17 protein-coding genes, 1 tRNA gene and 1 pseudogene are annotated in these 16,166 nt (G+C 65.6%); 11 read left to right on the top strand and 8 right to left on the bottom strand.

Features of this window, described 5'->3' with window-relative positions:
* Positions 1-163: 163 nt before the first annotated feature.
* The 5 genes from ACIBG0_RS10550 (at position 164) to ACIBG0_RS10570 (ending at position 3,915) form a co-directional block, all read left to right on the top strand.
* A complete protein-coding gene (locus tag ACIBG0_RS10550) occupies positions 164-1,144 on the top strand; it encodes a hypothetical protein (RefSeq protein WP_397031332.1) in 981 nt (326 codons plus the stop codon).
* Positions 1,141-1,518, top strand: coding sequence for a hypothetical protein (locus ACIBG0_RS10555; protein ID WP_397031333.1), 378 nt, complete (start codon positions 1,141-1,143; stop codon positions 1,516-1,518). Before ACIBG0_RS10550 ends, ACIBG0_RS10555 begins: the two co-directional genes overlap by 4 nt.
* Positions 1,515-2,240 carry a hypothetical protein gene (locus tag ACIBG0_RS10560; protein ID WP_397031335.1) on the top strand — a complete coding sequence of 242 codons (726 nt, stop codon included), beginning with the start codon at positions 1,515-1,517 and terminating at the stop codon, positions 2,238-2,240. The genes ACIBG0_RS10555 and ACIBG0_RS10560 overlap by 4 nt, the downstream gene beginning before the upstream one ends.
* Before the next feature lie 254 nt (positions 2,241-2,494).
* On the top strand, positions 2,495-2,701 hold the full coding sequence (locus tag ACIBG0_RS10565; RefSeq protein ID WP_397031337.1) for a helix-turn-helix transcriptional regulator: 207 nt from the start codon (positions 2,495-2,497) through the stop codon (positions 2,699-2,701).
* A gap of 2 nt (positions 2,702-2,703) precedes the next feature.
* Positions 2,704-3,915 (top strand): tyrosine-type recombinase/integrase, encoded by a 1,212-nt coding sequence (locus ACIBG0_RS10570; protein ID WP_397031339.1) that lies wholly within the window; start codon positions 2,704-2,706, stop codon positions 3,913-3,915.
* A 15-nt stretch (positions 3,916-3,930) separates the two neighbouring features.
* Here ACIBG0_RS10570 and ACIBG0_RS10575 read toward each other — a convergent pair.
* The 4 genes and pseudogenes from ACIBG0_RS10575 to ACIBG0_RS10590 all read right to left on the bottom strand — a co-directional run bounded on the left by ACIBG0_RS10575 (position 3,931) and on the right by ACIBG0_RS10590 (position 5,803).
* A tRNA-Arg gene (locus tag ACIBG0_RS10575) sits at positions 3,931-4,003 on the bottom strand.
* Between the two features lie 442 nt (positions 4,004-4,445).
* Positions 4,446-5,291: a DUF1542 domain-containing protein gene (locus tag ACIBG0_RS10580; protein WP_397031971.1), complete on the bottom strand. Its 846-nt coding sequence runs from the start codon at positions 5,289-5,291 to the stop codon at positions 4,446-4,448.
* Between the two features lie 174 nt (positions 5,292-5,465).
* Positions 5,466-5,573 (bottom strand): annotated as a pseudogene (locus ACIBG0_RS10585) (hypothetical protein); the annotation flags it as partial.
* Complete coding sequence (locus ACIBG0_RS10590; protein WP_397031973.1) at positions 5,570-5,803, bottom strand: acyl-CoA dehydrogenase family protein; 234 nt, start codon at positions 5,801-5,803, stop codon at positions 5,570-5,572. The gene ACIBG0_RS10590 and the pseudogene ACIBG0_RS10585, both read right to left, overlap by 4 nt.
* 691 nt (positions 5,804-6,494) lie before the next feature.
* Between ACIBG0_RS10590 and ACIBG0_RS10595 the strand changes: the two genes are divergently transcribed.
* The 4 genes from ACIBG0_RS10595 (at position 6,495) to ACIBG0_RS10610 (ending at position 10,619) form a co-directional block, all read left to right on the top strand.
* Positions 6,495-7,220, top strand: a complete 726-nt coding sequence (locus tag ACIBG0_RS10595; protein WP_397031341.1) for a ParA family protein — start codon at positions 6,495-6,497, stop codon at positions 7,218-7,220.
* On the top strand, positions 7,220-8,068 hold the full coding sequence (locus ACIBG0_RS10600; protein WP_397031343.1) for a hypothetical protein: 849 nt from the start codon (positions 7,220-7,222) through the stop codon (positions 8,066-8,068). Before ACIBG0_RS10595 ends, ACIBG0_RS10600 begins: the two co-directional genes overlap by 1 nt.
* A 271-nt stretch (positions 8,069-8,339) precedes the next feature.
* The gene (locus ACIBG0_RS10605; protein WP_397031345.1) at positions 8,340-10,115 is read left to right on the top strand and encodes an NlpC/P60 family protein; all 1,776 of its coding nucleotides are present in this window, start codon (positions 8,340-8,342) and stop codon (positions 10,113-10,115) included.
* A gap of 108 nt (positions 10,116-10,223) precedes the next feature.
* Positions 10,224-10,619, top strand: coding sequence for an ArsR/SmtB family transcription factor (locus tag ACIBG0_RS10610; RefSeq protein WP_397031347.1), 396 nt, complete (start codon positions 10,224-10,226; stop codon positions 10,617-10,619).
* On the opposite strand, the gene ACIBG0_RS10615 is transcribed toward ACIBG0_RS10610, so the two are convergent.
* Entirely contained in the window at positions 10,601-10,957 is a 357-nt protein-coding gene (locus ACIBG0_RS10615; protein WP_397032024.1) for a hypothetical protein, read from the bottom strand. The two genes, ACIBG0_RS10610 and ACIBG0_RS10615, sit on opposite strands and share 19 nt — an antisense overlap.
* On the opposite strand from ACIBG0_RS10615, the gene ACIBG0_RS10620 reads away from it, so the two are divergent.
* The gene (locus ACIBG0_RS10620) at positions 10,838-11,860 is read left to right on the top strand and encodes a cation diffusion facilitator family transporter (protein ID WP_397031349.1); all 1,023 of its coding nucleotides are present in this window, start codon (positions 10,838-10,840) and stop codon (positions 11,858-11,860) included. The genes ACIBG0_RS10615 and ACIBG0_RS10620 overlap by 120 nt on opposite strands.
* Before the next feature lie 219 nt (positions 11,861-12,079).
* Positions 12,080-13,717: a long-chain fatty acid--CoA ligase gene (locus tag ACIBG0_RS10625; protein WP_397031351.1), complete on the top strand. Its 1,638-nt coding sequence runs from the start codon at positions 12,080-12,082 to the stop codon at positions 13,715-13,717.
* 15 nt (positions 13,718-13,732) lie between these two features.
* Here ACIBG0_RS10625 and ACIBG0_RS10630 read toward each other — a convergent pair whose 3' ends face one another.
* The 3 genes from ACIBG0_RS10630 to ACIBG0_RS10640 form a co-directional block, all read right to left on the bottom strand.
* Positions 13,733-14,281 carry a hypothetical protein gene (locus ACIBG0_RS10630; RefSeq protein ID WP_397031352.1) on the bottom strand — a complete coding sequence of 183 codons (549 nt, stop codon included), beginning with the start codon at positions 14,279-14,281 and terminating at the stop codon, positions 13,733-13,735.
* Positions 14,282-14,634: 353 nt separating this feature from the next.
* A complete protein-coding gene (locus ACIBG0_RS10635; protein WP_062992881.1) occupies positions 14,635-15,027 on the bottom strand; it encodes an SCO5389 family protein in 393 nt (130 codons plus the stop codon).
* 60 nt (positions 15,028-15,087) lie between these two features.
* The gene (locus tag ACIBG0_RS10640; RefSeq protein WP_397031353.1) at positions 15,088-16,137 is read right to left on the bottom strand and encodes an NAD(P)H-dependent flavin oxidoreductase; all 1,050 of its coding nucleotides are present in this window, start codon (positions 16,135-16,137) and stop codon (positions 15,088-15,090) included.
* Between the last annotated feature and the right edge of the window lie 29 nt (positions 16,138-16,166).

Below are 16,166 nucleotides of genomic sequence, written 5' to 3' on the forward strand. Positions count from 1 at the left end.
GAAGGGGGTCTACTCGATGACGACTACCCGTCAGGGTGGTCCGGCGTCGGACTCGCAGCACAGCGGGTCCGGCACCGCCGGTACCGCTAACGAAACTCCGCGCCGCCGTAGGGACCACAAGAAGAGGGGCAGCACCGCCGGTCGCAACCGGCTCATCCGCGAAATGCGTGCAGATGGAGCCTCCTACCAGGACATCCGCGACGCACTCAACATCTCGGCGAAGGTCGTCGAATCCGCACTCGGCGAAGTCGCGGCCCTGCACGCACAGGGTCGCACACACGGCGAGATAGGTGAGCTGGTCGGCTTGCCCCGCACCACCGTTCAACGACTGCTCCGCAGCGGTCGAGAACGCCGCGTGAACGCACGAGTGAACGACGCTGTTGCGTTCGCGGTCGATATGTACGGGGTTCAACTCGATGTCCTCGCCGAGTTCCTAGGAATGGATATCAGCCATACCTGGACCCTCGCTCGGCAGCTGCGTATGGACCGGTTGATGCTGCCGCAACTGATTCAGGTGCAGGCAGGGGAGAAGTGGTTGGTGCCGACGCGGGAAACCGCGGGCAGCTTCTTGGGCTGGATGCCTGCCACGCTGTGGCGCCCACCGCTCAAGGACGCCGAGCACTACCGGGCCGTGGCTCAGGCCCGGGTCATGTTTGTCGGCACCGATCCGCACGCGTGGATATCGGAGCGCCGGTTGCGTCACGACGCGGAAGTCGCTGCGTGGCAGTCGGGTTCGCGTCGTCGGCGCGAGACCGGCCACATCCACGACGGCCGGTTCCTCGGCGTTGTCGACGGCACCTACGGGTGGTGGGCGCTGGAAGTCGAGTTGACCGCCAAGAGCACCGCGAACATGGACAAGGCGCTGAAGGGCGCTCTTCGTGCCGCCCGCGACGCGGACCCACCCATGGTCGGACTGCTGTACCTGTGCCGAGGCAAGGACGTCCTGCGCGTCGTCGATGCCGCGCACGACCGGCTCCCGCGTGAGCTGCGCCCGGCGTCGTTGCTGTTCGCGGTCGGCGACTTCGACGAGGAATGGGCGAAGTTCCGTGCCACCCGCGCCCAGATGAAGGCCGCCGGCCGAACCCCGAACCCAAACCATCGCCGCCGCCGACGCGGCGCGAAAACCACCGAGGACCTTCGATGATCATCTCCTTTTGCGCCACCATCGGGCGCTCGGCCCGACACCTGGGCCGCCGGACTCGCTACGAGTTGACCCACCACATCCGATTGCGACTGTGGCTGCTGCGCACCGAACTCGCCGCACGCGGCATCGCGCATGCCTACCACGGCGGCGACGGCATCGCCGTCTACAGCGACAGCCAATGGTTTGATGTCTACCCCTTCATAAGGCACGGCCGCCGCCTCACCTGGGTCGTCGACCACCCCCACACCGACCCGGACGATGAGCATCCCGGTTGGGAGATCGGCTGGCGCAATGGTTTCCGATTCCCCGTCTCCGCGCTCCCGCAGATGTGGGCGGACTTCACCGGCGACAACATCAAAGTGGAGGCGAAATGACCGGCTCCGCTGTCCAGAAAACTGGACACCGCGATATCCGCACCCAACGGGAAGACCGCGCACTCTGCGGGCTGGTGCAGCAGCGGGCCATGCAAGTCGACGTGCTCGCCGAGTTCCTCGGCACCGGCCGCAACCACGTCTACGAACTCGCCGCCAACTTCCGGACCGCGGGCCTGGTGCATCCGCTGCGACGCATCGGCGCCGGACCGAAGTGGATCGTGCCGACCCGCCGCGCGGTGACTTGGTTCTTTGGCCACTCCCGTCCGGACTGGCAACCCTCCCCCTTGTGGTCGATCCGCGGTCGCGCCGTCGCCCGCACACGCATCGCACTCGGTGCCACAGCACGCGAGGAATGGGAGTCCGAGCGCGAACTCAGCTACCGAGCGCACCACCCACGCCGCTACCCCTATGACGGCCAAGTTCTGCGCACCGACGGTGTCAACGAGGCCGTACTGGTGATCACCACCGCCGACACCAGCGCCGCCGACCTGGTGCAGCAGGCGACACGAGCGGGCCAACGCGCCGTCGACGACCGGTGCGCACGGCTACTGATCGTGCACACCGAACCAGCCGGTGCTGCCCTGGTACGCGCCGCTGTCACCTCCGCACCACTGTCTGTCACCCTCGGCGTCACCACCGTGACACTCGAGGCGCTCACCCGCGACGGCCGCGCCGCCCTCCGGGATATCCGTGCAGGTCAACGCATGAAGTCGGTGGCGTAATGCCATCGAACGAGCTGCGCACCACCGCAAACTACCGGCGGGTAACACAGTCCATCGCGCGAGTTGTTGACACGACAAGCAGCACCGCGCGCACCGGGGGTGACAACCCGCGCACCACTCTGCGCACCGGGTGTGACACCGGCGCGCACCACACAACATCTGCTGGTGCGTCATGCACCACCAAACGCACCGGACGTGCCAGCAGCGCACCGGCTGTGGCACCCCACGCACCAAACCGAACCGAGGAGACCACCATGACCGAGCGCTACCTCCAGGCCGCCGACTGCGAAGCACTGACCGGCATCCCCGCCGCAACCTGGCGTTACTGGGCACACATCGGCAACGACATCGGCCGCCGCAGTTTCAAACTCGGCCGCCGCCGCGTCTGGCGGCTCAGCGTCGTCGAAGCCTGGATCGCCGACCAGGAAGCCGCCCAGATCCAGACCGGAGGAGCCGCGTAACCATGGCCGCACGACGGAACCGCCGGGCCGGAGTCGAAGACCTCTGGACCAAGGACGAGCGCCAGCCAGACGGCACGGTCCGGCGCGTTCCGTCCAAACTGGACGGCAAGGGCAAACGCTGGCGCGCCCGCTATGTCGACGGCGCGGGCAAGGAACACACAAGGCGATTCGCCCGCAAGGCCGACGCGCAAGCGTGGCTCGACGGGCAGACCGCAGCTGTCGTCACTGGCGTACACGCTCCACCCTCAGCGGGCCGCGTGACGGTCGCGGTCGTGGCCGAAGCGTGGCTGGGGGCCAATCCCGACTGGGAAGAGTCGACGCGCTCGCGCTACAAGTCCGTCGTACGCAAGCATATCAAGCCCACGTGGGGAACTGTGCGCCTAGCGGACCTGGACCACGACGCCATTCAGAACTGGGTGAACGATCAGGTCGACGGCGGCACTGCGGGCGGCACCGTCCGGAAGAACCTCGGCGTGCTATCCCGAATCTGCGACTACGCGGTCAAAACCCGTCGTATCGCTGTCAATCCGTGCTCCACCGTGAAGCGGCCGAAACAGCGCCTCGCCAAACGTCGCTACCTTTCCGGTGTCGAAGTGGAACGGCTGGCCGAATGCGCGGGCGAAAACTGGCTGATGGTCATGGTTCTCGCCTACTGCGGACTACGGTTCGCCGAACTCGCAGGGTTGCAGGTGTCCGCAGTCCACATGCTCCGGCGGCGACTCCAGATCGAACGCACGATCACGGAGGTCGACGGCGTGCTCGTGGTCAAGGCCCCGAAGGATCACCAGCGGCGAAGTGTCCCGTTCCCGGAATTCCTCACCAAGCCGATGGCCGCGCACCTGGCGGGCAAGGGCCTCGATGCTGAGGTTTTCACGTCGAGCCGCGGTGCCGTCCTTCGTGTCCGAAACATGCGCCGCGCCTGGTGGAACAGCGCTGCAGCGGCGGCAGACCTTCGCGGGTTCACTCCGCACGAGATGCGGCATACCGCCGCGTCCTTGGCGGTCTCGGAGGGTGCCTCAGTGCTCGGCGTGCAACGGATGCTCGGGCACGACAAGCCCAGTACAACCCTGGATTACTACGCCGATCTGTTCGACGACGATCTCGACGAAGTGGCGAACAGATTGAACTCGGCGCGAACCAACTTCGCTACTGCGTACTCTCTGCGTACTCAAGGCGGTGCAGAGGTGGTCGACCTTCGGAAAATGCCGAGATGACCTGGGGAAATGTTGTGCCCTCGGCAGGATTCGAACCTGCGACACCCGCTTTAGGAGAGCGGTGCTCTATCCCCTGAGCTACGAGGGCTTAACTGGTGGTGCCGGGGCACCGATCGGGACGTCGGGGAGTCTACCGGGTCGGGGGCGAGGGGGCCGCATCGATTTGGTTGGGGGCGTCATCGGGGTCGAGATCGGTTGGGGTTGACGGGGAGAGGGGGTCTGTCTGAGACTGTTGGTGGCACGGGTCTGTTCTATCGGAGCGGCAGGCATGCCGGGGTGGTCGGTCCCGGTCGTGGGTCGGCTTCCGAGGTGTGGCGGCGAGAAGAGTGCCGAACTCCGGAGCTGTCGACCCTGCAGTCGCCTCTGGTGCGGAGCCGACCTCCGCCAGGCGTCGGCCCCTGGCGTGAGGTCGGTTTCTGGGATCCGGCTCGCGAAAGTTGTTCCCCGTTTGGGATCACTCGCGAGACAAAGGCGTCTCAGACAATTAAGGGTCGGTTGTGCTCAGGGAGCGACTCGTGCCGCTCAGTGCATCAGAAACCGCCATCGAACCCGCCCCCATCGAACCCGCCGCCGTCGAAGCCCCCACCATCGAACCCGCCGCCGGAGTCGTACCCACCGCCGGAGTCGTATCCACCGCCGGAGTCGTATCCACCCTGATCGTCGGAGTACCCGCCCTGATCCCCTGAGTCGTAACCCTGATCCCCACTCGGCGCGTCGAGCGCGTCCTGATACCCCTCGCCGTAACCACTTTCGAACCCCTGCACGTCATACCCCACCCCGGACATTCCGGAGAACAGTGAGGAGAACAGCAGTGCCGACCCCAAACCCCAAGCGCCGCCGAGCAATGCGGGCCGCCACCACGGCTCGGAATACCAGCCCGCGGGCACCGGCCGCCCGGCGACGCGCCCGCCCGGATAGTAATTCGGCGTCTCCGTGGAGGGATTCGGCGATGCGGCGACTTCGCGGCCCTCGTATTCGACGACGCGCTTCTCGGTGACCCGCCCGGCGGTGTCCTGACCGTCCAGCGCCGGAATTATCGGGCCTGGATCCATCAACATCGCGGTGCGCGCCGCGCGGATGTAGTACATGCCCTCGACCGCGGTCTGCTTCGCCAGCCGCGCCTGGGCAGGCGTGCGCGCCTGCTCGATCTGTGATCCGGCCGCGATGTGTCGCTCCGAGGCGTCGGCGAGTGCCTGCTTCGCCGCCTCGTTGCTACCGCTGAGGTTGTAGACCTGACCTGCGAGCCGTTCGATCATCTGCCTGGCGTCGGCGGCCGCATCGTCGAACTCGCGTGCCGCGCGCTGTCTGGTCTGCTGCGTCTGATAGATGACGTAGGCCGCCGCGAGCAGGATCACAACGCCGATCAGTACCCACAGCATCGCTCGTGCCCCTTCGTCATCGGTGCAGGTCATCGCCGAGTTTACTGGTGGATTGCGGAGACTCGGCTGAGCTTGGCGGCGGGCGGTGTCCCGCCGTGTCCATTGTCCGGCGAGCTGGCGGGCGATGACCAGACGTTGGATCTGATTGGTGCCCTCGAAGATCTGCGTGCCCCCCGGCCTCGCGCATAACGCCACCGGGAAGTCCCGCGTGTTGCCGTAGCCGCCGAAGGCCTGCACTGCATCGGCGGTGACTTTCATCGCGGCGGCGGTGGCGATCAGTTTGGCGACACCGGCCTGACGCGAGTAGGGGAGTCCGGCATGCGACGTCGAGGTAGGTCGCGCGCCGAATCCAGCGCGGCGGCGATATCGGCGAGAACGAAACCGAGGCCCTGATGGTCGATGATGTGGCGGGCGAAGGCCCCTCGTTGCTCGGCATAGCGGGGGATTGTCGATGGCGTGCTGCGCGAGGTCGTCGCGATCGTCGCGATGCCGAGGCGACCTGAGTCCAAGCGGTGTATGCAATCGAAAGTCGTTGTCCCTCAATGACTTTCAGTCAATTGATGGGTAAATAGGCGGCGGCATTCCGCGCAGGCCAATCCTTCTCCTCGACCTTACGTGAACTCAGACCCGCGCTGGGTGCCAGGAACAGGAGATGCCGCGCGACGCCTCGTCGGTCCCGGTGAACGGGGTGTAGAAGTCGGTGCGGCCGCCATGGAGGTTCACGCCTTCGAACCTTGGTCCTGTACCCGCCCTCTCGCACGTCCGCTGATCGCGGCGGCGATCGGGCCGGCCGGTCCGCCCCGATGCGGCGCAGTGCCTCCAGGATGGTGCCGAGTGGGCGAACCCGGGCTGCTCGTCACCGTCGGCGGTGCGCCGGGTCACCTCGATCGGTTCGGTGCACGAAAGGATTCGACCACGCGAGTCTCGAGACATTGTCAGCGATTTCGCGGTGAGCTCGATCGGATCGCAGGCCTCCGGCGTCGGCAATATCCGGTCAAGGGGCATATCACCTGTCTTTCCGTTCGATGGGGCGCGCCAGTGTGCCGGGTGTGTCCAATTGGACACAGCTTCGCCGCCCAAATCGCGCACAACGCACGCGCGCGCGTAAATGGCGGGTCCGCAATCAGCGGGAATTCATCTTCACTATGCGAAACTTGGGACCGCCACAGTTCTGCACTCCTCACCCCCGGAGGATTGTCCATGAAGAATTCTGTTGCGCCACTGGAACTACCCGAGCCGTTGGTCATAACGCTCGGAAATCTCAAAGGCGGCGTCGGTAAGACGACATCAGCGTTTTTCTTGGCCGCATATTTCGCACAGGTCCACGAATTGCGTGTGCTCGTCATCGACGCCGATCCGCTCAGTCAGACCGGATATTCCTGGTACCGGCGCCTGCGCAAGGGCGGGATCGAAGTGCCGTTCAACCTCATCGCCTTCCCTTCGCGACATGTCGACGACTGTATTACCGACAATGCCGGGAAGTTCGACGTGATCATCATCGATGCCGGTGGTGAGTCGGCCGAGATATTCAAGGCCGCGATACCGCAGACCGATGAGCTGATTCTGTTGACCAGCGTCAGCCCCTCGGAGGTCAAGCGGGTGCCGAGTACCTATAAGGCGGCCGAGGAGGCCGCTGCCGATAGCGGCCGCGAGATCCGGGTACGGGTACTGATGACCAAGGTTCCGGTGACGATGAAGAACGGCAGGAACGTCTCGACCGAATACCGTACGCAGCGCGGAAATCTGGAGGATGCGGGCTATGACGTCTTCGAATCCTATTTGAGCGCGTGGAAGTGGTATCGCGAGGCCGCCGACGGGGAGGTCGGTGAGGGCGCCGAGAATCCGATCATGGATCTCGGTGAATATCGGCAGGTCGGCGAGGAGTTGGTGAGTCCGTACCGGGTCGCGGTGGAGGTACCCGCCTGATGCCTCCGCAACGTAGGAAGGGTTCGATCGGTAAGGGCTCGATCGGCGGCGCGAATCCGTTGGCCGATAGCGCCGAGCACACGCCCCCGGTGTCCCCGTTGCGGGATGCCCAGTGGCGAACGGTCCCGCTGAGCACGGCGTCGCTGGAGGTGATCGCGCCGCCGGCCGAGGCGAATGTTTTGACGATGCCGCTGCCAACGCCGAACGAAACCGCGCCGGATGGTCCGCTCGACGAGCGCGAGCAGGCGCAGTTGACGACCTGCGAATCCTCGATCGACGGCCTGCGGGTCGCCTTCTGGTCGGCCGGACGGGCACTGCAAATAGTTCGCGACGGTCGGCTCTACCGAGATCGGTATGCGAGCTTCGACGAGTATGTGGAGCAGCGCTGGGATATGCAGCGGTCATACGCCCACAAGCTGATTCGGGCCTGGCCGCTCGCCGCCAAATTGCATCCGGTCGCGCCCGCCATCAATGAGGGGCAGGTTCGAGAACTGTTGCCGGTGGCCGCCCAGCACGGCGACGATGCGGCGGTCACGGTGTACACCACGATTGCCGCTGCCAAGGATATGAAGGTCACCGCGGGCAAGCTTCGCGAGGCCGTCGCGCTGCTGCCCGAGCGGTTCGACAAGGATGAGGTGGTCGAATTACTGCAGGCGTGGCTGCGCGGAGATTTGCGCGAGCGATCGAATGAGCGGGCCGTCGATCTGTTCGCCGCGGTGGAGTCGCGGTTCGCCGCGCTGACGCGACGAGTTGTCAAGAGCTCGAACAATGATCCGGCGGCGGCGCGCGAATTCGCTGCGAAACTGCGCACTCTCGCCGAGCAGATCGAGGAGCAGATCATCGCCTGAGCCAATTCGGTGTGCCGTAATGCCTCGTCGCGGAAGCGGTTCCGCGGCGAGGCATTTCATTTTAGTTACACTTTCGTTATCGTTAATGCGCGTGTCGTGTCGCGGAATTGGTGATTATTGCGCGAAATATGGCGATCGGATCCGCTGGACGACAGATCACCGTGATGGTTTTCGAATTCATTCGAGGTCTTGGTGAAGTCCTACACGCCAATGCAGTTCGGCGTCGCACGGCCAGCCAGGAACTTCGATACGAGCATCGGAGGACCGGATCATGGCATCAACTACGGAGGGTCGATATTCTCGTTTCCTGCGGCGCGTGCTCCCATGGGCCGTCGGCGCGGGACTCATCGCAGGCGCGGCAATCGCCGCGACACTGCTCGCAGGAGGTCAGGCGTCAGCCCAACCGCTGACCGTTCCGGGTGTCGGAACATTCGAAGTCCCGGATCAGTTTTCGATTCCCGGCACAGAGGTCCCGACGGATGGGCGAGCGTTGCCCACACCGATTCCCGCGGTAGCGGATTCCGTCGCGCCTTCGGAAATAGCGCCGGCTGAAGTTCCGGGGAAGGAACTTTCGGCGCCACCCGCGGTGCCCGGTGCGGAACTCGATATGCCGCTCGGGGTTCCGGCCGATGAACTTTCTATTCCACCAACAATTCCGGGCGCGAAGTTTTCGACGCCTCTTGCATTTCTGAATATCGAGCGTTCAGCACTTCCACTGGCTTCTGCTATCGAGCTCGCTCCTTCGGGGCTCGCGCCTGTTGCGGTGCAGGGCAAGGAACTTGCGGCTCCGCTTCCGCGACCCGGTCTCGCGGTGCCCATGCGGGCCTTGGGCATCGCACGTTCGGCGTTTCCGCTGATTCCCGCTATTGAGGTTGCTCCTTTGGAGGTCGCTCCTGTTGCGACGCTGGGTAAGGAGCTTTCTGCGTCGTTGACTGTTTCGGATCGTGGGTTCGCGGTGCCGCTGCGGGCCTTGGGTGTCGAGCGGTTGCCGCTTTCGCTGATTCCCACTATTGAGGTTGCTCCTTTGGAGGCCGCGCCTGTCGCGACGCTGGGTAAGGAGCTTTCCGCGCCGCTGACTGTTCCAGTGCCCGGACTCGCGATGCCCATGCGGGCCTCAGGGGTCGAGCGGTCGGCGCTTCCGCTGAATCCCGCGGTTGAGAACCGCGCTGCTCCTTCTCGCGCCGCGCCTGCTGCGGTGCAGGGCGAGGAGCTTTCTGCGCCGCTGACTGTTTCGGTTCCCGGGTTCGCGGTGCCGCTGCGGGCGCTGGGAATCGAGCGGTTGCCGCTCCCTGTGATCCCCGCGGTCGAGAATCCCGTCAATGTCCCGGGGATCGCGCCTGTCGAGGTCCGCGGGAAGGAATTTTCGATTCGGCTGGCTATTCCGGGTACGGAAATTTCTATACCCATCGGGGTGCTCGGATTGGAGCGGTCGGCTCCGCTCGCGATACCGGGTACGGACCGGTCGGCACCGTCGGTGGGGCCGGGGGCGGAGCGCTCGCTGCCCCTTGCGATCCCGTGGGGTGACCGATCGGCTCCGGTGCCTGCCGTGGTTCCGGATGCTGAGCCTCCGGCACTCGCGACGATTCCGGGAACGGGGATAACTTTCCCCGCAGACATGTTCCGCAACGAACTCGCATTCCTCACCGGTGTTCTCGGCGTCAAGCCGCCTGTTGCGACACCGGGACCCGCGGTGTCGCCGCAACGCACCCACGGCGCGATCGCCGTCGAGGCGGCACGCGGCAAGGTAGGCACCGGATACAGCATGGGCGCGACGGGGCCGGATGCCTTCGACTGCTCCGGGCTGGTGCAGTGGTCCTACCGGCAGGCCGGTGTGAAGGTGCCGCGCACCAGCTATGAGCAGCTGTCGTCGGGAACCCCGGTTGCCAGGGACGAGTTGGAACTCGGTGATGTGGTGTCCTTCTACGGCGGTAGCCACTCGGCGCTCTATGCCGGTGACGACAAGGTCATCCACGCGTCCACCTATGGGACCGGCGTGATCATGTCGCCGATGTCGTCGATGCCCTACGCGGGCGCCCGTCGGTACTGACGCTGAACCAATGAGCTGGGACGGACCGGTCTGTCGGCGGGTTGTTGCCGTCAGGTCGGTCCGAAGGGGCCGGTTCCATCGAAGGCGGTTTAGTTCTATTATCTGCGTATGAATGCAGATATTGAGCCGATGCGACCGCCGATCGCGGAGGACCAAGTCCGCCTGGTCGTCGAAGTATTCCGCATGCTGGCCGATTCGACCCGCGTACAGATCCTGTGGGCGCTGGTGGACCAGGAGCTCTCGGTCAACGATCTGGCCGACCACATCGGCAAACCAGGACCCTCGGTATCGCAGCACCTGGCCAAACTGCGCATGGCACGCCTGGTCCGGACCCGCCGTGCCGGAACCACCATCTTCTACAGCCTGGAGAACGAACACGTCCGCCAGTTGGTCGTGGATGCGGTGTACAACGCCGAGCACGCGGGCCCCGGCGTACCCGCGCACCACCGCGGCGAGGGTTCCGTACGCCAACTGCCTTCTCGCGATCAGGCGGTGGCGGAATGAGTCACGAACGCAACCCCGAACGCTGGCAGAGCATTTCGCATGGCCACGGTGCGGACCGCGATCACGGGGACCACGGTGCTGCCGATGATCAATGGAAGGCGCGGGGTGCGGGCGATGACCACGGGCACGCGCATGGTGCGGATCACGACCACGACCGGGGTGCGGGCGATGGCCACGGAGCGCGCGGTGCGCATCTTGATCGCGGACACGCGCGCGGGGTGGGCCATAGCCATAGACACAGCCACGGTGTAGGCCACGATCACGCGCACGGTGCGCACCATGACCACGGTCACCCGGGTGGATTGCGCGGGGCGCTGCGCGAGATCTTCGTGCCGCACAGTCACGATGCTGCCGACAGTGTCGACGATGCGTTGGAGTCCAGTGTGGTCGGGATACGGGCGGTGAAGATCAGTCTGGTGGTGCTCGGGCTGACCGCGGTGCTGCAGGTTTTGATCGTGCTGGTTTCCGGCTCGGTCGCGTTGGCGGCGGACACCATTCACAACTTCTCCGATGCGCTGACCGCCGTGCCGCTGTGGATCGCGTTCGCGCTCGGTCGGCGGGCGGCGACGCGACGGTATACGTATGGGTTCGGGCGGGCCGAGGATTTGGCCGGGTTGTTCGTGGTCGGGATGATCGCGTTGTCGGCGATCATCGCCGGGTACGAGGCGGTGCGCAGGCTGATCGATCCGGTGCAGATCCAGCATCTGAGTTGGGTTGCGGCGGCGGGGCTCGTCGGGTTTGTCGGCAATGAGACCGTCGCGCTGTATCGGATCAGGGTGGGGCGGCGGATCGGCTCGGCGGCGCTGGTGGCCGATGGATTGCACGCGCGGACAGATGGATTCACCTCATTGGCGGTGTTGGTCGGTGCGGGTGGTGTCGCGCTCGGCTTTCCGCTCGCTGATCCCGTTGTCGGGCTGCTGATTACGATCGCGATTCTGGCCGTACTGCGCACGGCCGCGCGAGACGTGTTCCGCCGCTTGATGGATGGCGTCGAGCCCGTCCTGGTGAGTACCGCCGAGCAGGCGCTGGTCGCTGAGCCCGGTGTGCTCGGCGTGCGCAGCCTCCGGATGCGTTGGATCGGCCACCGCCTGCACGCGGACGTCGAACTAGATGTCGCTCCGACCATCACCTTGGCCGACGCCCACCGCTTGGCCCACGGTGCCGAGCACACCCTCACTCACGCCGTGCCCAAACTCGACACCGCCCTCGTGCACGCCTACCCCGCCCACGCCGCGGTCTGACCGGCCTTCGGCGTAGTCGAATGGCGGTTTTGAGCCGCGGGGGAACCGCCATTCGGATCGCCCCGCGAGATTGCGGGCGGGCTTGGCGAACTGATGGCACCTGCCTGCTGATGTGATCGGCGATGGGGGCGCTGGGCGCCCTACTCTTGGGTAGCATCCCCGGTGTGATGTGGCTCATGGTCGGCAGGCCGCCGTAGCCACCGAAGAAAAGGAGTACCGATGTTGAGCACCATGCAGGACGAGCCGTTGTCGCTGGCGACGTTGCTGCGCTACGCATCGACGTTCATGGGCGATTCCACCGTCTCGACCTGGACCGGCACCGGCGTGCGCACCATGACCTACCGCGAGCTCGGCACCGAATCGGCCCGCCTCGCAAATGCATTGCGCGGCTTGGGGATTGGTGACGGCGATCGGGTCGGCACCTTCATGTGGAACAACAACGAGCATATGGTCGCCTATATCGCGGTACCCGCGATGGGTGCGGTGCTGCACGCGCTCAATATCCGGCTCTTCCCGGAACAACTCGTCTTCGTGGCCAATCACGCCGAGGATCAGGTGGTGATCGTCGACGGCACGCTGGTGCCGATGTTCGCCCAGTATCTGCCCAATCTGAAGACCGTCCGCCACGTCATCGTGGCCAATGGCGATGCCGCCGCGCTGCAGGCCCCCGAGGGCGTCCAGGTGCATTCCTACACCGAACTGCTCGCCGCGCAGCCGGATACCTTCGACTACCCGGTGACCGACGAACGATCCGCTGCCGCAATGTGTTACACCTCCGGCACCACCGGTGACCCCAAGGGTGTGGTGTATTCGCACCGCTCCAACTGGCTGCACGCCATGCAGGTGTGCCAGCCGACCAGCATGGGCTTCTCCAACCGCGACTATGTGCTGGCCATCGTCCCGCTGTTCCATGCCAATGCCTGGGGCCTGCCGTACGCGGCGCTGATGTCGGGGGCGAATGTCCTCATGCCAGACCGCTTCCTGCAGCCCGGTCCGCTGTTGGAGATGATGGCCGCCGAGAAGCCGACCTTCGCCGCTGCCGTCCCGACCATTTGGGGCGGTGTACTCGCCGGACTGGCCGCCAAGCCGCAGGACATCTCGCATCTGCGTTCGGTGGTCGTCGGCGGTTCTGCGGTGCCGCCGTCGATGATGCGCGCCTTCCAGGAAAAGCACGGCGTTCGCATTCTGCACGCCTGGGGTATGACCGAGACCTCACCGCTCGGCAGCGTCGCGCATCCGCCCGCCGGGGTGGAGGGCGAGGACGAATGGGAGTACCGCTTCACCCAGGGCCGTTTTCCGGCGAGCGTGCAGGCCCGCTTGGTCGGCGATGACGGCCGCGTGGTCCCCAATGACGGCGAGTCGCTGGGCGAGTTGGAAGTTCGCGGGCCCTGGATCACGGGGTCGTACTACTCGCCGGATGGTGCGGTGATCGATCCCGATAAGTTCGACAATGGCTGGCTGCGCACCGGCGATGTCGGCAAGATCAGCCCGGACGGCTATCTCACCCTCGTCGATCGCTCCAAGGATGTCATCAAGTCCGGCGGTGAATGGATCTCCTCGGTCGATCTGGAGAACGCGGTGATGGGGCATCCCGCCGTCGCCGAGGCCGCGGTTATCGGTGTGCCGGACGAGAAGTGGGACGAGCGCCCGCTCGTCGCGATCGTGCTCGCGGAGGGGACCGAGACCAAACCGGAGGAACTGCGCGACTTCCTCGCCGACAAATTCGCCAAATGGCAACTGCCGGAACGCTGGACCTTCATCGCGGAGGTCCCCAAGACCAGCGTGGGCAAATTCGACAAGAAGCGCCTGCGTGCTCAATACGCCGACGGCGATCTCACCGTCACCACGCTGTCCTAGAACGACGAGCCCGCGTCACCACTTCAGCATCGGCAGTGGTGACGTGGGGTGCGTCCGGATTCGTTTGGCGGCCAGTTGGACCAACCGGCGGTGGAAGCCCTTGTCGGGGTATCGCTTCGCCAGTTCGCGGTAGGTGGAGCGGGGTATCCCGAAGCGTCCGAGCAGGCCGTATTCGAGGTCGATCGCGTCTGCTCGGCGCAAGATTTCGATCGGGTCGGTGGCCGCGCCCGCGGATCGGATCTTGTGGTGCTCGTCGATCATTGCGACGACCAGGTCCGCTAGGTCGGCGCGGTCGATCTGGTCGAGCCATTGCAGTGCTAGGTCGGCGGATGGCGCCAGGTAGTCGAAGGTGCCCGCGGTCCAGATGCCCAGATCGTGGAAGGCCGCGGCGGTGCGGAACTCCTCGCGAGTGCTCGGCAAGCTGCTCGAGCCGGTGTCGAGCAGATCGCATAGCTCCAGCACACGCAGCACATGGTTGGTGTAGGCACCGCGATCCGAGCCGAGTTGCGGCAGCCAGGGATGCAGCCGCCGATCGATCTCGTCGCGAAGATCGTTGCCGCTCATGTCCGTTCACATTACGCGTGGTATCGGACGTGACGTTTCCACTTCGAGGACTGAGAAGTCGATCTTGCCTCCCTCGACCATGTGGTGCATGCGCTCCACAGCGGCAGCGCGACGTCGACGGTCGACGATTTCACGCGGGGCTGCGTTGACCGTGTCTGCTCGGTGCTGGTGCCGAGACGCCTTGCTGCTTCGGCGAGGGTCTCCGCATCCAGGGCGATCGGATGCGCCATGGGGACCTCTGATATCCACTACGCGAATGGGACATCACCGCGGCGCGATCCGGCCACCATTGGCATGTGGCCGGACGCAGGTCGGCGCGACCGAAATCTCGGCCGCGCCGACCTGTCAACTGATCAGCAGTTGCGGAGTTCAGGGCTCTGGTTCAGCAGTTGGGCGCGAGTCCCGATGAAGGTGGTGTACGTTTCGCCGCCGACTGCGGCGATGGGGAACGCGGCGACGCGGTGGCAGTTCTGGAAGGCCAGTTTCACCTTGAAGTGGCGTTCCAGGCCGCCGCGGATGGCATCGGAGGCCATGGCGCGCAGCAGTTGTCCACGCGCCACCTCGTCGGGTGGCGGAACGACATTGTCGGCGAATTCGGCTGTGCCGGAATGCAGCTCACCGGCCACCCGGCTGACGACCTCCCAGGCGTACGGGAGGGAGACCCGCACGACCTCGACGAAGTCGGCGTCGTCGACCTCGCCGCGTTCGGCGCGTTCGAGTAGGGCGGTGGGAACATCGAGGGACATAGCGCTCTCCTGACCTGGATGGCTGGTGCGATGCCCCTCGATTCTAAACGGAAACTGTTGTCAACAAGACTGGATTCGTCCCGAAAGCGCTGTGGTCAGCGCGGTTTTCGCATCGGCGGCCAGGGTACGGACCAGTTCACCAGCCGGTAGCTCGGGTGCCAGTGGGTAGGTCTGGCCTGCCCACATGTTCACATTGGCCGGATTGCCCGCCGTCCGTGCGGCGGCCCGCAACGGCGCTGTGGCGTAATGGATTTCCGGATAGGCGACAGGTGCCGTAGCGGAATGTTCGTCCATGAACCGATTGCGCAGCCCGCGCGCCCGGCGCCCGGTGAAGGCGCGGGTCAGCATGGTCGGGGTGTCGGCGTGATGCAGTGCGGCGCGATGCACCGGATTGGTGCCCGCCTCCGGCGAGCGCAGGAAGACGGTGCCCAGTTGCGCGGCCGTCGCACCGGCCGCGAGTGCCGCCGCGATCCCGGCACCGGTGGTGATGCCGCCGGTGGCCACGATCGGCCGGTCGACGGTCGCGCGGAGAATCTGCAGCAGTGCGAGCACGGTGAGCGGATCGGTGGCGTCATCGTCAACACGATCGATGAAGGTGGCGCGATGCCCACCCGCCTCCGCGCCCTGTGCGATCAGCACATCGGCACCCGCCGCGACCGCGATGCGGCCCTCGGCGGCCGAGGTCACCGTCACCCACACTTCCGAACCGACCTCGTGCAACCGCGCGACCTCGGCGGCGCTCGGGCAGCCGAAGGTGAAGGTGACCACCGGGACCGGCGCTTTGACAAGCAGCTCGAGCTTGGCGTCCCAATCGTCGGTGTCGTACTTCGGCGTGCCGAGCTCATGGGTGTGTCCCAACTCGGCGAGGTAGTCGGCGAAATCCTCGGGTGCGGTCGCGGGACCGGGGGTGAAGAGGTTCACGCCGAATGGCGCGGTGGTCAGTTCGCGGGTGGCGGCGAGTCGCGCTGCGGTATCGGTCGCGGTGAGGTATCCGGCGGCCAGCAGGCCGAGGCCGCCCGCCGCGGAGACCGCCGCCGTCAACTCGGGCGTGGACGGCCCGCCCGCCATCGGCGCAAGCACGATCGGAACGCTCAACTCGTTGAGGATCACCCGTCCATTGTGGCCTATCGGTCACGGCT

The sequence above is a fragment of the Nocardia sp. NPDC050630 genome (genome assembly GCF_044457245.1).
GTDB lineage: Bacteria > Actinomycetota > Actinomycetes > Mycobacteriales > Mycobacteriaceae > Nocardia.

What these genes read in the sequence shown, in the direction of transcription:
- ACIBG0_RS10550 (WP_397031332.1), top strand. Translation starts at nt 164, where the DNA reads ATGCGTGCAGATGGAGCCTCCTACCAGGACATCCGCGACGCACTCAAC.
- ACIBG0_RS10555 (WP_397031333.1), top strand. Translation starts at nt 1,141, where the DNA reads ATGATCATCTCCTTTTGCGCCACCATCGGGCGCTCGGCCCGACACCTG.
- ACIBG0_RS10560 (WP_397031335.1), top strand. Translation starts at nt 1,515, where the DNA reads ATGACCGGCTCCGCTGTCCAGAAAACTGGACACCGCGATATCCGCACC.
- ACIBG0_RS10565 (WP_397031337.1), top strand. Translation starts at nt 2,495, where the DNA reads ATGACCGAGCGCTACCTCCAGGCCGCCGACTGCGAAGCACTGACCGGC.
- ACIBG0_RS10570 (WP_397031339.1), top strand. Translation starts at nt 2,704, where the DNA reads ATGGCCGCACGACGGAACCGCCGGGCCGGAGTCGAAGACCTCTGGACC.
- ACIBG0_RS10595 (WP_397031341.1), top strand. Translation starts at nt 6,495, where the DNA reads ATGAAGAATTCTGTTGCGCCACTGGAACTACCCGAGCCGTTGGTCATA.
- ACIBG0_RS10600 (WP_397031343.1), top strand. Translation starts at nt 7,220, where the DNA reads ATGCCTCCGCAACGTAGGAAGGGTTCGATCGGTAAGGGCTCGATCGGC.
- ACIBG0_RS10605 (WP_397031345.1), top strand. Translation starts at nt 8,340, where the DNA reads ATGGCATCAACTACGGAGGGTCGATATTCTCGTTTCCTGCGGCGCGTG.
- ACIBG0_RS10610 (WP_397031347.1), top strand. Translation starts at nt 10,224, where the DNA reads ATGAATGCAGATATTGAGCCGATGCGACCGCCGATCGCGGAGGACCAA.
- ACIBG0_RS10625 (WP_397031351.1), top strand. Translation starts at nt 12,080, where the DNA reads ATGTTGAGCACCATGCAGGACGAGCCGTTGTCGCTGGCGACGTTGCTG.
- ACIBG0_RS10630 (WP_397031352.1), bottom strand. Translation starts at nt 14,281, where the DNA reads ATGAGCGGCAACGATCTTCGCGACGAGATCGATCGGCGGCTGCATCCC.
- ACIBG0_RS10635 (WP_062992881.1), bottom strand. Translation starts at nt 15,027, where the DNA reads ATGTCCCTCGATGTTCCCACCGCCCTACTCGAACGCGCCGAACGCGGC.